Raw genomic sequence first — 16268 nt, 5'->3', positions numbered from 1 at the left:
CATAGGCTATAGCGGTTATAATTTTTAACCATACAGGCTCTGGAGAATAACCAGTTGATTACTTGAGCTTAAACATAGCTAAGCTAGTGTAACTAAAGTATTTAAGGTATATTGAAATCATAAAAATATAAGGATTAATTTTCATGGTTTCAAGTTCAAATCATAGCTCTATCGTAAAAGCCTTTGTCACGGTAGCCGCTATTTTTATCATTTTTGCCGGTATTAAAACTGCAGCGAATATATTAGTACCGTTTTTACTGTCAGTCTTTATCGCTATCATCTGTAACCCCTTAATCAAAAAAGCCAGTGAATTCAAAATACCGAAAGCAATCTCCATAATTTTTGTTATCGCCGTTATTGTCACTATGGCTGTTTTTTTAACGGGCTTAGTGGGCAGTTCGTTAAATGAACTTTCACAGTATATTCCTCAATATCGAGTGCAACTCAAACAACAATTTGTTTGGTTAACGGACTTTTTTGCCAAACACGATATTCAACTTTCTACCTCTATCGTAACCGAGTACTTTGATCCCGCTGCAGCCATGGGCTTAGCGGCTGAAATGCTATCAAGTTTTGGCTCGGTGATGGCAAATCTATTTTTGATTGTTTTAACTGTGGTGTTTATATTGTTTGAATCATCATCTTTTCCGCATAAGCTGCATTTAGCTTTAGATGATCCACAAATGCGTTTGCAACAAATTGAGCGATTTATCTCTTCAGTAAACCATTATATTGCCATTAAAACCTTGGTTAGCATTGCCACCGGTTGTATTGTTTCGCTGATGTTATGGGCCTTTGGTTTAGACTTCTTTTTACTCTGGGGTGTATTGGCCTTCTTACTTAATTATATTCCTAACATTGGTTCTATTATCGCCTCAGTACCACCGATGACTTTAGCTATTCTACAATTAGGTATTGGTGACGCTGGTGCAATAGGTTTGGGCTTTGTTTTCATTAATATGGTGATGGGCAATATTATTGAACCTAGATATCTAGGTAAAGGTTTAGGTTTATCGACGTTAGTGGTGTTTTTATCACTGATATTTTGGGGCTGGTTATTAGGCACTGTTGGTATGTTATTAAGTGTGCCACTGACCATGATATTAAAGATAGGCTTGGAAAGCTCACCTGAGGGTCGTTGGTTAGCTGTGATGCTAAGTGATGAAGATGAATTAGATGATAAAACTGAACAAGCACTGCTTAGCTAGGATTAAACTTAGCTAGTGTAAGTTTTAGCATGTTAATTTGAATTAATTAACATGCTAAATAAGCATAAAGAAGTTCGGTAAAGTAAGGCTTATGACGCAGTGTTAGTGGTTTTAATTTTACTAAGCGCAGTTATCCGACTTTGGCTTAATAACACATAACAAGTTTTATAGGCGACATCAGCGCCTCTTTCTGGCGATATTGCTAGATATTGCCAGCGACAATCATTTTCTCTATAAGTAATAAAATTACTTTGTGAACGCTTAAACATTCTTAAGGCAGAATATCGGCCATTAACTAAGGCTTTTTCTTCTAAATTAAAAGTATGTAAGTTAACCCAAGTTTGTAATTCCCTATCCACATATGAAATAACGCTATCTAAACACCGAGACATAGCCGCAGAGGATATTTCCTCAGCGGTTTGTTTTTGACATGAGGCAATATCTTTTGCCGCGTTAGCAGGGCTCATCATCAATAAAGGATATAAAAGTGATAAGGTTAGTAGTGTTTTCTTATAGATCATTTTTCGGTTACAAACTCTAATAGTGACAAGTACAAAGTGCGCTAAATAGCAGGTAAACTAGCTAGTAATCTTTAGCGCTAAGTTTAGTTGATAATCTTTTTTTTTATCAAATAATTATGCGGGTAATACTTTTTTATAAGGTTTAACGGTGACTTTTTTATAAACACCAGCGCTGATATAAGGGTCTTGATCCGCCCATGTTTGTGCGGCAGTTAAACTATCAAATTCAGCAACGATTAATGAACCGGTAAAGCCGGCTTCACCTGGGTCTTCACTATCAATAGCTGGGCATGGACCCGCTAATAATAATTTCCCCTGTGCTTGTAAATCTTTTAAACGCTCAATATGTTTATCGCGTACCGATAGGCGTAAGCTAAGTGAGTTTTCAACATCTTCACTGTATATAAGATAAAACATGGCGGGTATTCCTTTAAATAATTGCTTGAGTTAATTTGTTATTAGGGCAGTAGCTTAATTAGAGTGACTACTTTTTATCATCGGTAACTTTATCGTTTTCATCTTCTTCAATAGGTAAATACTTATACAGTAATAAAATAGAAGTAATAGAGAAAACAAACATTAAGCCGGTTAAGCCAAATACCTTAAAGTTTACCCAAGTATCAAGGTCGAAATTAAACGCTACGTAATAATTTAATCCAGCACAAAATAGGAAGAACATTGCCCAAGCAAAGTTTAATCTTGTCCAAATGTTTTTTGGTAGTGATAAAGACTCACCTAAAAACTGTTTAATGATATTCTTTTTGAAAATAATATCACTCACTAATAATGCCGCGGCGAAAAAAGTATTAATAATGGTTACTTTCCATTTGAGAAAGGCATCATTTTGTAAATAAATAGTAAGACCACCAAAAACCACCACCAAACCAAAGATTATCCATTGTTTAGCGGGGATTTTTTCTTTCTTAACTTTATAGTAAATAATTTGCAAACAAGCGGCGACAATTAAGCTACCCGTAGCCCAGTAAATCCCGGCGATTGAATTTACAATGAAAAAGATAATCAGTGGGAAGTATTCAAGAAATAGTTGCATATAAAACCATTGTTAAAAGTGACATTAAGGGAGCAAATAGAGCGATATTAATAATCGTCTGTTAGCAATAAGCCAATTTTAACGAATGCGAGTTTAATAGCCAAGCTTATATTTACATATCATTAAACAATAAAACCTTTATTTCGCCTTAGTCATTGATCCTTATCAATGAACCGGCGTTGTCTAATTGTACTTTTAAAGGGAGCAGAGTAGTTTAGCGTTAAGTTTAATTACCCTAGATAGTATTTCCCATGACAACTGACAAGTTATTTTACCAAGAACAAAACAATGAAGTGTCATTGTTTAATTATGCCTTTGAACATCAGCTGCCCGTATTGATAAAAGGGCCAACAGGGTGTGGTAAAACACGTTTTGTTGCGCATATGGCACAAAAACTTAATAAACCTTTATATACGGTAGCTTGTCATGATGATTTAACTGCTGCAGATCTAGTGGGACGGCATTTAATTGGTCCTAACGGTACTTATTGGCAAGATGGACCACTTACCCGAGCGGTGAGAGAAGGAGGTATTTGTTATTTAGATGAAGTAGTCGAGGCACGTAAAGATACCACAGTGGTATTACACCCTTTAGCGGATGACCGCCGTATACTGCCCTTAGAGCGTACCGGTGAAATACTTGAAGCAGCGCCTGGCTTTATGTTGGTGGTTTCTTATAACCCAGGTTATCAAAACCTACTAAAAGGCATGAAAGCCAGTACTCGGCAACGTTTTGTCGCTTTACGCTTTGAATACCCCTGTGCTGAACTTGAGCAACAAATACTTATTAAAGAAGCCGACGCTGACCCTCATTTAGCCTTTAAACTTGTTGAGCTTGCGGGCGCGTTACGTCGGTTAGAACAAAATGATTTAGATGAAGTCGCTTCAACCCGTTTATTAATTTACGCTGCCCGAATGATCAGCTCTGGTATGGATCCATTAGAAGTGTGCCGTTGCTGTTTAGCTGAGCCATTGACGGATGATCCACAAACAGTGCGAGCTTTAATGGACGTTGCCAGAATCTACTTCGACTAGTTATCAATAAGCTCTCAATAAGCTATCAATAAATTCTCAATCAGTTATCCATAAGTTATCGTTTAATTTTTATGACAAATGCATCATTTACAGCAGCACAAGAAAATAAAAAACTACCGGGTGATTTAGCCATGTGGTTTTTTATCTTGGCAGAGCTTACCGTCTTTGCCATTTTCTTTATTGGCTTTGCCATCAGCGAACAGCAATATCCGGCAATGTTTACTGAGGGTAAGGCACAATTACATCAAAGCTTTGGCTTGATCAATACCATAGCGCTAATTACCAGTAGCTTTTTTGTTGCCTTAGCATTAAGGGCTATGTACAAGGCTCAGTCAAAGCAGGCGGTGTACTTATTATTTACCGCTAAAGCTTTTGCTGTAATTTACATTACGGTCAAAGTTTGGGAGTACCTTTCGTTATTTGAACTCGGTATAACTATTGAAACCAATACTTTTTTTACTTTATATTTTTTAATCACCGCTTTTCATTTAATGCATGTGTTATTGGGTATGGTTATCCTCGCTATCATTGCCCATAGTGTTTGGCATGAACAAACTCAAACTCATAATCTTTCAGGCTTTGAAGCCGGCGCCAGTTATTGGCATATGGTGGACTTATTATGGATTATCTTGTTTCCACTTATTTATGTTATTTAACCATAGTGTATATAGTTCGAATGGAGTTTTCTCTCAAGTGAATAAAGATAAATCAATACAAGACTTCAAAACAAAGAACCTTGCTACCCTCAGTTGGTTATTACTGATTGCCTTAACCATAGTTGCGGTTTTATTAGCAAGTTTTATTGATAATCGAAGTCTATATATCGTGAGCGCGCTAAGCATCGTGGTGATTAAAGGCCAACAAATTGTTGATGTCTTTATGGAGCTTCATCATGCACCTAAATTGTGGCGTTGGCTGTTATTAAGTTACATTATCTTGATACCATTCATTATTGCCGTTATTTATTTAGTTTAATATTGGTAATGCCAAAACAACTAACAGACAATATTTAAAAAATTCTAGTCATTAAAAATAGCTTAGTCATTAAAAATAAAATCAAGGAGAGAAGTGTGATTAATCGAAGCCCTAGCCCAAGCGGTAAGTTTGCGGTAATTTATCAATCTTTATACCTAGCAAATTTACTTCTGCTGCCTGGCGTTTTTTTCTTAGTATTACTTTATTACTTTAAGCAATTTAAGCAGCAAAAAAAAATTAATGGCGAACATGCTAAAAATAGTAGCGGTAATAATGAGGTGTGGCTGAGAAATCTAGGTATAGCTAAAATTCATTTGATACGCAGTATACAATTGTCGGTGTTAGCGGGCCTGTTACTGGCAGTTATACCTTCATTGGTCATTTATTTCTCAGCGGAGCTGCAAACCTCTATTATGGTTGGCTTAGTGTATTTTGTTACTTTGCATGCAGGTTTTGTCTTGCTTGGTATGTTTAATTTAGCGAGAGCAATGGCAAATAAACTGCCTATATTTTAATCCATGTTAGCTTTTTTACCCTATAGTTTGGCTACAATTTAGCTAATGTTTAGTAATAATTTAGTTAACTATTTATTCTTCTAATGGCTATAGGGGCGCATTGTGCAATGACCAGAAGTGAAAACTTTAACCGAATAGGCGGGCGCGCTAGTTTAATTACTATTAACAAAGTTTTTTACGATAAAGTTTATCAACACCCATGGTTAAAGCAGTATTTTCTTAATATTTCACAGCAGCATATTGAAGACCAGCAAGTTGATTTTATGCAAAAAGTCTTGGGCGGCGAAAATCACTACATAGGCAAAGCGCCGCCAATAGCGCATAAACATATGTTTATTCCGGACGAGTTATTTGATGTTAGAAGACAACTACTTTTAGATACTTTTAGAGAAACCAATACCCATCCCGAATTGGTTAATCAGTGGCTGACCCTTGATGAATCTTTTCGTCGAGTCTTGGTTAAAAAATTGCCTACTGAATGTAAACCACGTTTTAATAACGACCCTATTTTAAATTTTCCTAAACCTAAATAACCTCAGCTAGGTTTAATAAATACTCCTACTATGGCTATTTCCCCTCTTTCGGGCTTAATTTCACTCGTAATGAACAAGCTATTGCAAGTGAAATAACCTTCTGTTGACCCACATCACAGCAAGTGAAAATTTTGTTGATACAATCTTACTATTATTTAACTGAATGAAAGAATTAAGGTTATGGAAGAGTGGGTTGGTGGACTTTGGCACAAATATATTACCCGTAAAGCAAACCCTGAGTTTGACGACGAGCGTGTCTATTTTGATCAAGTAAGTAAATCCGTTGCTATGGTTTTTAGAGCCTTAGGTGGTGATGTTGTTAAACGCGTGGAAGCAGCAACAGGGCGTGAATATCTTACCCGTAAAAGCTTCTTGCAAAAAATATCTGGCGACAATCAACTGGTAAGCCTCGCTTGGCAAGATGAAGAGAGTTTACGTTTGCCTGAATCTTTAGCCGTCTTTAATGACAAAACCCTTAATTATGATCTCTATATTTGGTTAGCCGTTTTGGCTGCACATCATGATGGTAATTTCCGTCATTGGGCCAAAGATAACCAAGCGTTAGTAGTAGAGGTACTAGAGAAATTTCCCGCATTACATAAACGATATTGCCGCTTAGCCAAAGCTTTTGTAGCGATGCGTCCGCCGTTAGAAAAGATGCAACAAGTGGAACGAATCATGGAACAAGCCATAAGAGATGCCATATTTACTCCAGGCTCGGTAACGGATTTTCCCGTAGTAAACTTTGCTCCAAAGGCCGTTTACCTATGGCTTTACCCTTCGGCGAACAGTGATGATGTAGTTGCTGCGGAACTTGATGAAGATGAATTATTAACGGATAGTGAAGATAAAGAATCAGAGAAAAAAATAGCAAAGAAATCCCGCAGTGCACGAAAAAAAGCAGAGCGGGTCGATGAACCGGATAGTCGCGGCGGCATGATGATTTTTCGTTTAGAAAGCTTGTTCTCATGGAGTGAATTTTCAAAAATGGACCGTGGCACGGATGACACTGATGAAGATGAAGACGATTATCAAAGTACTATTGATGATCTAGATAAAATCACCTTGACCAAAAAGCAAGAGCATCAAAAAAGTGGTCAAATAAAAATTGATTTAGATTTACCCTCGGCCTCACAAGATGATATTCCACTGGGTGAAGGAATAAAGTTACCTGAGTGGAATTATAAAACTCAAACCTTACAAGCTGATCGCTGTTTACTTCAACCTATGCTGCCACGTGACGCTGCGCCGGCGAAGTTACCCGTTAAACTACAAAAAACAGCCAAAATGATCCAAGCACAATTTGAGCAATTACGCAGTGTCAGATATTGGCTCAAAGCTCAGCCGCAAGGAGAAGAGCTTGATCTCAATGCTTGGCTTGATTTTCATATTGAAAGTAAAACCGCAGCAACCGCCGAAAAGGGTTTGTTTAAATCTTATCGGGGTAATAATCGCGATTTATCTTGTCTATTATTAGCCGACCTATCTATGTCGACTGATTCACACTTAGATAATGACAATCGGGTAATTGACGTAGTGCAAGAAAGTTTGTTGTTATTTGGCGAAGCACTACAGTCAGTCGGAGATCGTTTTGCTATGTACGGTTTTTCTTCGGTAAAACGTAGCCATATTCGCTTTACTATGTTGAAAAACTTTAATGAAAATTATAGTGATCAGGTCAGAGGGCGCATTCAAGCAATTACCCCCGGATTTTATACTCGAATGGGCGCGGCAATTCGTCAAGCAACTAAGGTCATTAGTGAGCAAAAGACCACAGATAAACTTTTACTGATATTAACCGATGGCAAGCCAAATGATATAGATCACTATGAAGGACGATTTGGCATTGAGGATACTCATCAAGCGATAAATGAAGCCAAACGTTTAGGTATTAAACCTTTTTGTATCAGCATAGATGTCGATGCCCAAGAGTACTTACCTTACTTATTTGGCAATGATGGTTTTACCCAGATATTACGACCGGCGCAATTACCATTGCGTTTGCCGCAGTTATATCACCAACTCACCTCACAGTAACCATCAGCTGTGAAATATAAAAGAGGTAAATATGGCTCAATTAACAAAAACATGTTTGTATTGCCAAACAGAAAATAACTGTGATGATGAAAAACAACCATGTCGACACTGCGGCATGGCGCTACCCGAAAAACATCCCAATGATAGAAATAGTAAAGTCAGGTTTTTTGTTAAAGCTTTCTGGCTTATAGCGCTGTTTTGCTTGGTTATGGTCTTCTATTTACCACGTTAATACCCTTGATTTGGCAGGTACAAGGCCAATTTACTCGCTGGTAATTCCTTATAAAGTGTAAGGGAAAGTATTTTTCCTTGCACTTTCAATATTTTATGCTAGCTGCAATGTAGTCTAAAAGCTTTATCTGTATATTTTTCAATCTATATAAAGTATCTATATTTCAGTGTGTTGCATCATTCCATTCTTTTTGAATACACTTTCTTGCATTCCGTTAAATCTGTCATATGCTTTAAGGCACAAAGCAAAATAATAAAAATACGGATATTAAAAAATGATTAAATTCCCCAGTGACTTAACGATTGCTCAGGTGAACGAGTATCAAGCGCTAATCATACCAATAATAGATGGTCAAGATGTGATATCCATTGATGATAGTGACTTAGCACGGATTGATACTATCGGAGTGCAGTTTATCCTTGCCGTTGTTACCTACATCATTGCCCAGGGTAAAGAAATTAAGTGGCAATCAAAATCCAGCATCTTAAAGGAAAGTATTCAACAACTTGGTATCAAAGATGCCATTTTATTGCAATATATCAAGGATTGAAATCTTGGTTTTTCCGATGAGAAATAACGCTAACAACACAAAACTACGATGCATTAAACGATGAGGAAACCAGTATGACTAAAGTGCTAGTTGTTGATGACTCAAACTCAATAAGAGATATGGTCAGTTTTACCTTAAAAAGTGCCGGCTACGAAACCGTCGAGGCTAAAGATGGTCTGGATGGTCTAAATAAGGCTAAAAGCAGTAATTTTGACTTGGTCATTTCCGATGTAAATATGCCCAATATGGATGGCATTAGTTTATGCACTGAGTTACGCAAGTTAGGTGATTTTAAATTTACCCCTATTTTGATGTTAACCACAGAAAGCTCCACTGATATGAAAATGCGCGGTAAATCGGCCGGAGCAACGGGTTGGTTGGTTAAACCTTTTAACCCAGAAAAATTATTAGCCACCATTAAACGAGTGGTTAAGTGACATTGTTAGTATAAAAAACCTGTTTAACCGTTTAGTAACATACTTATCTTAGGTACTTATCATATAAGTACCCTGTCGTGATAATGTCCCGATTTTTGACAAGGAAAGAGTAGGTAATCAGTTATGAGTGTTGATTTATCACAATTTATTCCAAGTTTCTTAGAAGAGAGCTTTGAAGGACTCGAGGTAATGGAGTCTGAATTATTAAATTTGCAAGAGGGGGATAATGAAACAATTCACACAATTTTTAGAGCCGCGCACTCAATTAAAGGCGGGGCAGGAACCTTTGGCTTTGATAACGTCACTGAGTTTACTCATTTAGTAGAAACATTACTTGATGAAATGCGTGATGGCCGACGCGAAATCAGCCCTAAAGATACCGAAATATTGCTTGATTCCATCGATTGTATGCGCTTATTAATAGAAGCCGCACGGGATGATGAAGAGTATGATATTGATAAGGTTGAGAAAACGTCTAAGCGCTTAGCTGAAACTTTGGGTGATGAGCTCTCAACGGACAGTGATAATCAAAGTACAACGAAAGTTGCAGAAAATAATATCTCTGGTTATAACATCAATTTCGTACCAGAGCATAGCTTAGCGAAAACGGGCAATGATCCCATTTTTTTATTCAGTGCTTTAGCAGAGCTAGGTGAGTTAACACTTTGTGCCGATACCAAAGATTTACCCGCTTTAAAGGACATTGATGCTCAAGAGCTTTATTTAAGTTGGCAATTAACGCTTTATACTGAAGTAGATGAAAGCGAGGTCAGAGAAATATTTGAATGGGTTGAAGATGAATGTTTATTAGAATTAGTGCCAATAAAAGCCCCATCAACTACCTCAGCAAGTATCTCAGCAAGTACTTCATCAACCCAGTCATCAAGCTCGCCTTCAAGCACTCTAACAAATAATGAACAGCAAACAGAGCCTGACACCAGCCAAAAACCTACTGAAGATATTGAAGTGCAGGACCCTGAAACAAAACTGGTTATTGACTCTACTGCCGAAGATAACAATATAACCTCTAAAACTAAAACTAAAACTAAAGGAAAAGCTGAGGTTGGTTCCATTAGGGTTGGTGTAGATAAAGTAGATAATTTAATTAATCTAGTGGGCGAATTAGTTATCACTCAGTCTATGTTGTCAGAACTGGGTAACGATTTTGAAATGGACAAAGTTGAACGGCTCACCAGTGGTCTTGAGCAACTATTACAAAATACCAAAGAATTACAAGAAAGTGTCATGCGTATTCGCATGCTACCGATCAGTTTTGCCTTTAATCGCTTTCCTCGCCTTGTTCATGATCTAGCGGTAAAAACCGGTAAGGAAATGGAGTTAGTGATCAAAGGTGAACAAACCGAATTAGATAAAACGGTAATGGAACAAATTGGCGATCCGTTAGTACATTTAGTGAGGAATGCTGCTGACCATGGCATCGAAACAAGTGAAGTTAGACTTGCTAATGGCAAATCAGCAAAAGGTACCATTTCTTTAGATGCCTATCACCAAGGTGGCAATATTGTTATTGAAATTAACGATGATGGCGCCGGTATTAACCGAGAAATTGTATTAGCGAAAGCGGTAGAAAAAGGGCTTGTTGAAGCGAATGCTATCTTAACGGATAGTCAGGTATATGACTTATTATTCGAACCAGGTTTTTCAACCGCGGCAGAAGTCACCGATATCTCCGGCCGTGGTGTTGGCATGGATGTGGTTAAGCGCAATATTCAATCACTTGGTGGCAGAATTCAAGTTAAATCTACCCTAGGTAAAGGCAGCTCATTTAAGGTGCACTTACCGCTAACATTGGCCATTTTAGACGGTCAACTGGTCAAAGTGGGCAGCGAAACCTACATCATCCCACTCATTTCTATTGTTGAATCACTGCAAATTGATAACAAACTTATTAATCGTGTTTCGGGCGATATGGTGCTTTATCGCTTACGTGATGACAATGTGCCAGTGCTACCTATTTATCAACTGTTTAATTTGGCGACAGAATGTACAGAAATAGACAACGCCTTACTGGTTGTTGTTGAAGCTGATGGTCAAAAAATTGGTTTGATGGTTGATGATTTACTGGCTCAACAGCAGGTGGTTATAAAAAGTTTAAAAGATAATTACCAACAGGTCGGAGGTATATCAGGGGCGACAATTCTTGGTGATGGCTCCGTCGCTATGATTCTAGATATACCGGGAATTATCCATATGGCGTTAGCACAAGCCCAACAAGCCCAACGGGTAAAAACTGATGGTAATGCTAGTGTAACAGCGGAGGTTTGTTTATGAATATTCAAGAGATGGCACAAGATATTCCCGCTGAAGGTGAACACGTTGTTGAAGGCGTCGACTTTATCACCAGCGGTGATCAGTATCTAACGTTTATGTTAGCACAAGAGCTATATGCGGTTGATATTTTGTGTGTCGAAGAAATTAGAAGTTGGGAGCAACCAACAAAAATCCCTAATTCGCCAAGTTATATTAAGGGTGTCATTAATATGAGAGGCATTATCGTGCCCATTGTCGATTTACGCCTCAAATTTAGCATTGGTGAAGCGACTTACTTAGAAACAACCGTAGTGATTGTACTTACCTACGAAAGCGAAGAGTCATCACGCACTATTGGTTTTGTTGTTGATGCTGTTTCTGATGTGCTTAATATTGAGAGTACTGATATTAAACCAGCGCCAGCATTTGGCGGCTGTGTGGGTCAACAATATATCGATGGCTTAATAAACAGTGAAAAAAATGTCGTCACCATACTTAATGTTAATCATTTGCAAAAAGTAGAACCGCATAGCCTGCATAGTTAGTAATACCGTAACAATTTTGTTTAAGGAAAGAGCATGACTGATATAGAACAAGAATATCTTACTTTCATACTTAAAGGCGAAGAGTATGGCGTTGACATTCTATGTGTGCAAGAGATTCGTGTCTGGAGCTCAATTACCGAACTTCCGAATAAGCCAAATTATATTAAAGGCGTCATTAATTTACGGGGGGTAATCATTCCTATTATTGATTTGCGTGAACGTTTTGGTCAACCCGCACTTGAATATAATAAACAAACCATCACCATCATTTTACGGCAGCAATCTAAAGCCAGCAGTATGGTAGTTGGCATTATTGTTGATGCAGTGTCAGAGGTTTATAAGTTTAACCGCCAAGCTATACGTAAAGCCCCTGCTTTTGGCAATAATATTGATGGCTGCTTTCTTAAAGGCATGGCGACAGTCGATGACAAGCTAATTATTTTACTCGACAGTGATTCTTTATTAAATGAAGAAGACTTATATCGCACTGTTCATAAGAGTGAAACAAGGTCTGAGCAAGTGACAGCGAACGTAGAGGTTAGCCAAGCGTCAACAACCTCTGCACCAACCTTATCAAGTGCTTAACTAGAAAATTTATAGCCAAGGTAAATCAAAGGTAAACCCAGGTAAAAGAGAGCGACTACACCATCAGCCATTATTAAAATTTAATTAAAATAAATTAAAAATAAATTAAAAATAACCACACAGGAAAATAACTTATGAACCCGAAGCAAATAAGTTTAGTGCAAAAAAGTTGGCAAAAAGTATTACCTATTGCGCCACAAGCCGCAGACATATTTTATACCACTTTGTTTGAAATGGACCCTTCATTAAAAGCATTATTTCCTGATGATATGGCCGAGCAAGGCAAAAAATTAATGGCAATGCTTGATGTTGCGGTTAAGTTACTTGATAACCCGGATAAATTAATTCCTGCAGTGCAAAATTTAGGCGCTAAACATCTTCGCTACGGCGCAGAGCCTGAACATTACGATACGGTTGGCGCTGCGTTACTAAAAACCTTAGCAATAGGTTTAGGTGATGACTTTACCGCCCCCGTTAAAAAGGCTTGGACAGTGGTATACCAAACCTTAGCAACTACTATGATTGCCGCAGCTGATGCCGCCGCAACAACTCAGTCAGCAAAAGGACCTACCATGGAAAAGAATACCGTCAAAAATGAGCAAAGCAACGATTTATCCGTGCAACTGCAAGGGGCACTCGAACAATCAGCGACTGCATTTATGATGATTAATCGAGATTTTGAAGTCACATATGCCAACGAAGCCACTTTAGCTTTACTTAAAAAGCATGAGCAGACCTTTGCAGAAAACTGGCCGGGCTTTGAAGCGAGTAAAGAGGCGCTTATCGGCGCCAATATTGATGGTTTTCATAAAGTTCCATCACATCAACGTAAACTACTCGACGATCCGAGTAACTTACCTTATAAAACCGATATTCAAGTTAAACACTTATCTTTTGAACTCAATGTCAGTGCTATTTTAGATGCCAAGGGTGACTACATAGGTAATGCACTGGAGTGGCAAGAGGTGACGGCGGCCCGAGCGCAAGAAAACAAAACCGTACAGTTACAAGGCGCGATAGACCAATCGGGTACTGCCAATATTATGATTGATAGAGATTTTAATATTACCTACGCTAATGCCGCCACCTTGGCTTTACTGAAAGAACATGAAGCGACCTTTGCTGACAATTGGCCGGGTTTTGTCGCCGACCCTGAAATTATTATTGGCACCAATATTGATAGTTTCCACAAAGTGCCGTCACATCAACGTAAATTACTGTCTGATCCGAATAATTTACCTTATAAAACCGACATTCAAATCAAACATTTATCCTTTGAGCTTAATGTTACCGCTATTATGGATGCAGCTGGCGAGTACATAGGTAATGCGCTGGAATGGCAAGATGTCACCGCAGCGCGAGCACAAGAAAATAAAACAGCCCAGTTACAAGGCGCTATTGACCAATCGGGTACTGCTAATATCATGGTCGATAGAGATTTTAATATTACCTATGCTAACGCGGCCACACTTGCCTTATTAAAAGAACATGAAGCGACCTTTGCCGATAACTGGCCTGGTTTTGTCGCCGACCCCGAGGTGATTATTGGCACTAACATTGACACTTTTCATAAAGTGCCCTCACATCAACGTAAACTACTCGATGACCCGAATAACTTACCTTATAAAACCGATATTCAAATTAAACACTTATCCTTTGAGCTCAATGTTACCGCTATTATGGATGCAGCTGGCGAGTACATAGGTAATGCCCTTGAATGGCAAGATGTCACCGCGGCGCGTGCGGCAGAAAATAAAACCGTGCAGTTACAAGGCGCCATTGATCAATCGGGTACCGCCAATATCATGATTGATAGGGACTTTGTTATTACCTACGCTAATAAAGCTACTTTAGATTTACTGAAAGAACACGAAGCGACCTTTGCCGAAAATTGGCCTGGCTTTAAAGCCGATCCCGAGGTGATTATTGGCACTAACATTGACAGTTTCCATAAGAATCCGGCCCATCAACGTAAATTACTCGATGACCCGAATAACTTACCATATTCGACCGATATTCAGATAAAACACCTAACCTTCCAGCTTAATGTTACCGCCATTTTGGATGCCAGTGGCGAGTACATAGGTAATGCCCTAGAATGGCAAGATGTTACAGCAGCAAGACAAAACGCTGTTGAAGTAGGGCGCTTAACCTCGACCATGGAAGGCATGACTACTAATATAATGATGGCTGATACTCACGGTAATATTGTTTATGCCAACCCAGCAGTAGTAACTATGTTACGTCGTAGAGAAACAACACTACGTTCTGTCTTACCTTCTTTTAATGTCGATACTATGGTCGGTACCAATTTTGATAGCTTCCATAAAAACCCAGCACATCAACAAAATTTATTAGGCAATCCTGCTAATTTACCCTATACCACTGAAATTTCGGTTGCGGGCTTAACCTTTCAACTTATTGCCATGGCTTTACGAGATAGCGATGGGAATCATGTGGGCACAGGGGTGCAATGGGTAGATTTAACTGAAGAAAAAGATGCACAAAGTCAGATAGATAAGTTAATTACCGATGCTATCGCCGGTAAGTTAGATAGCCGTATCACTACCGAGGAGTACCAAGGTTTCATGAAGGAGTTAGGCAATAATATTAATAGTTTGATGGATTCAATTGTTGAGCCTATTAATGATGCTATTCAAGTTGCACAAGCGCTTGCAGAGGGGGATTTAACCCAAAGTATGCGTAGTGATTATGGTGGCGAATTCCTGGCACTGGCTAATGCGATGAATGGCTCCATTGAAAATCTAAGTCAAATGGTTGATGAAATACGTAATGCTTCCACCAATGTTTTTGATTCAGCGCGCGAAATTGCCGCAGGAAATAATGAGTTAAGTCATCGTACCGAATCACAAGCTTCAAGCTTAGAAGAAACGGCTTCTGCCATGGAAGAGTTAACCAGTACGGTGCAACAAAATGCGGAGAATTCAACTGAAGCAAGTAAGTTATCAAAATCTGTGATGGAGAAGGCCAGTAGTGGTGGCGCTGTGGTTCGAAATGCCATTACGGCCATGAGTGATATAAATAAATCCAGTAAAAAGATTGCGGATATCATTAGTGTTATTGATGAAATAGCTTTCCAAACCAATCTACTGGCACTAAATGCTGCGGTTGAAGCGGCAAGAGCTGGTGAACAAGGTCGCGGTTTTGCGGTAGTCGCGGCAGAGGTAAGGAATCTAGCACAACGCTCCGCAGGTGCAGCGAAAGAAATTAAAGGCTTAATTAATGACAGTGTCGAAGCGGTTGGTCAAGGCACTAAGTTAGTTGATGAAACAGGGCAAACCTTTAGTGAATTAGTGACGGCCATAGAAGATGTCAGTAAAATGATTGCCGATATTGATAGTGCCGGTAAAGAGCAATCTGCTGGTATTGGTGAAGTGAGCGCGGCGGTGAGTCAAATGGATGAAATGACTCAACAAAATGCAGCATTGGTTGAAGAGGCATCCGCATCAAGTAAATCGATGGAAGAACAGTCTCAATCATTATTAGATCAAGTTGCCTTTTTCAATAATGGCGATAACGGCCAACAACAACAACAACAACAACCAGCAGAGCAACATCAAAGAAGACCTGCCCCAAGACAAGCAGCACCAAGACAAGCTGCTCCAAGACAAGCGGCGCCAGCAGCGAGGCAGTCAAACTTTAGTCCAGCAAGTCCGGCGCCAACACGCAGAGCCAAACGTCCAAGCACAGCCGTAGATCAAGAATGGGAGGAGTTCTAACAGTTCAAGATAAAACAGTAAAACTAGGAATTTA

At 38.8% G+C, this 16268-nt stretch carries 17 protein-coding genes and 2 pseudogenes; 16 read left to right on the top strand and 3 right to left on the bottom strand.

The window, feature by feature from the left end; all coding sequences use genetic code 11:
- Positions 1 to 143: 143 nt before the first annotated feature.
- Positions 144 to 1208, top strand: a complete 1065-nt coding sequence (locus HRT55_RS17235; protein WP_291616472.1) for an AI-2E family transporter — start codon at positions 144 to 146, stop codon at positions 1206 to 1208.
- An 89-nt stretch (positions 1209 to 1297) separates the two neighbouring features.
- Here HRT55_RS17235 and HRT55_RS17230 read toward each other — a convergent pair whose 3' ends face one another.
- The 3 genes from HRT55_RS17230 to HRT55_RS17220 all read right to left on the bottom strand — a co-directional run bounded on the left by HRT55_RS17230 (position 1298) and on the right by HRT55_RS17220 (position 2780).
- Positions 1298 to 1729, bottom strand: coding sequence for a lysozyme inhibitor LprI family protein (locus tag HRT55_RS17230; RefSeq protein ID WP_291623198.1), 432 nt, complete (start codon positions 1727 to 1729; stop codon positions 1298 to 1300).
- A gap of 114 nt (positions 1730 to 1843) precedes the next feature.
- Positions 1844 to 2146, bottom strand: a complete 303-nt coding sequence (locus tag HRT55_RS17225; RefSeq protein WP_291623196.1) for a YciI family protein — start codon at positions 2144 to 2146, stop codon at positions 1844 to 1846.
- Between the two features lie 67 nt (positions 2147 to 2213).
- Complete coding sequence (locus HRT55_RS17220; protein WP_291623194.1) at positions 2214 to 2780, bottom strand: septation protein A; 567 nt, start codon at positions 2778 to 2780, stop codon at positions 2214 to 2216.
- 251 nt (positions 2781 to 3031) lie between these two features.
- On the opposite strand from HRT55_RS17220, the gene HRT55_RS17215 reads away from it, so the two are divergent.
- The 15 genes and pseudogenes from HRT55_RS17215 to HRT55_RS20975 form a co-directional block, all read left to right on the top strand.
- Positions 3032 to 3814 (top strand): CbbQ/NirQ/NorQ/GpvN family protein, encoded by a 783-nt coding sequence (locus tag HRT55_RS17215; protein WP_291623192.1) that lies wholly within the window; start codon positions 3032 to 3034, stop codon positions 3812 to 3814.
- Between the two features lie 71 nt (positions 3815 to 3885).
- Positions 3886 to 4470: a cytochrome c oxidase subunit 3 family protein gene (locus HRT55_RS17210; protein ID WP_291623190.1), complete on the top strand. Its 585-nt coding sequence runs from the start codon at positions 3886 to 3888 to the stop codon at positions 4468 to 4470.
- Positions 4471 to 4507: 37 nt separating this feature from the next.
- On the top strand, positions 4508 to 4789 hold the full coding sequence (locus tag HRT55_RS17205; protein ID WP_291623188.1) for a cytochrome C oxidase subunit IV family protein: 282 nt from the start codon (positions 4508 to 4510) through the stop codon (positions 4787 to 4789).
- Positions 4790 to 4884: 95 nt separating this feature from the next.
- The gene (locus HRT55_RS17200) at positions 4885 to 5304 is read left to right on the top strand and encodes a hypothetical protein (protein WP_291623186.1); all 420 of its coding nucleotides are present in this window, start codon (positions 4885 to 4887) and stop codon (positions 5302 to 5304) included.
- Between the two features lie 107 nt (positions 5305 to 5411).
- Entirely contained in the window at positions 5412 to 5837 is a 426-nt protein-coding gene (locus HRT55_RS17195) for a group 1 truncated hemoglobin (RefSeq protein WP_291623184.1), read from the top strand.
- 180 nt (positions 5838 to 6017) lie between these two features.
- Positions 6018 to 7874, top strand: coding sequence for a VWA domain-containing protein (locus HRT55_RS17190; protein WP_291623182.1), 1857 nt, complete (start codon positions 6018 to 6020; stop codon positions 7872 to 7874).
- Between the two features lie 31 nt (positions 7875 to 7905).
- A complete protein-coding gene (locus HRT55_RS17185) occupies positions 7906 to 8106 on the top strand; it encodes a DnrP protein (protein ID WP_291623180.1) in 201 nt (66 codons plus the stop codon).
- A gap of 274 nt (positions 8107 to 8380) precedes the next feature.
- Positions 8381 to 8656: a lipid asymmetry maintenance protein MlaB gene (locus HRT55_RS17180; protein ID WP_291614719.1), complete on the top strand. Its 276-nt coding sequence runs from the start codon at positions 8381 to 8383 to the stop codon at positions 8654 to 8656.
- A 74-nt stretch (positions 8657 to 8730) separates the two neighbouring features.
- A complete protein-coding gene (locus HRT55_RS17175; protein WP_291623178.1) occupies positions 8731 to 9093 on the top strand; it encodes a response regulator in 363 nt (120 codons plus the stop codon).
- 123 nt (positions 9094 to 9216) lie between these two features.
- Positions 9217 to 11385, top strand: coding sequence for a chemotaxis protein CheA (locus HRT55_RS17170; protein ID WP_291623176.1), 2169 nt, complete (start codon positions 9217 to 9219; stop codon positions 11383 to 11385).
- Positions 11382 to 11909, top strand: coding sequence for a chemotaxis protein CheW (locus tag HRT55_RS17165; protein ID WP_291623174.1), 528 nt, complete (start codon positions 11382 to 11384; stop codon positions 11907 to 11909). The genes HRT55_RS17170 and HRT55_RS17165 overlap by 4 nt, the downstream gene beginning before the upstream one ends.
- 33 nt (positions 11910 to 11942) lie before the next feature.
- A complete protein-coding gene (locus HRT55_RS17160; protein ID WP_291623171.1) occupies positions 11943 to 12494 on the top strand; it encodes a chemotaxis protein CheW in 552 nt (183 codons plus the stop codon).
- 134 nt (positions 12495 to 12628) lie between these two features.
- Positions 12629 to 15253, top strand: a pseudogene (locus tag HRT55_RS17155) (PAS domain-containing protein); the annotation flags it as partial.
- Positions 15254 to 15428: 175 nt separating this feature from the next.
- Entirely contained in the window at positions 15429 to 15473 is a 45-nt protein-coding gene (locus HRT55_RS20980; protein WP_367241224.1) for a hypothetical protein, read from the top strand.
- A pseudogene (locus HRT55_RS20975) lies at positions 15467 to 16234 on the top strand (methyl-accepting chemotaxis protein); the annotation flags it as partial. The gene HRT55_RS20980 and the pseudogene HRT55_RS20975, both read left to right, overlap by 7 nt.
- Between the last annotated feature and the right edge of the window lie 34 nt (positions 16235 to 16268).

Source organism: Colwellia sp. (assembly GCF_013214175.1).
Taxonomy (GTDB): domain Bacteria; phylum Pseudomonadota; class Gammaproteobacteria; order Enterobacterales; family Alteromonadaceae; genus Colwellia.
The sequence above is the reverse complement of the archived record's forward strand: the minus strand, read 5'-3'. Positions and strand labels throughout refer to the sequence as shown.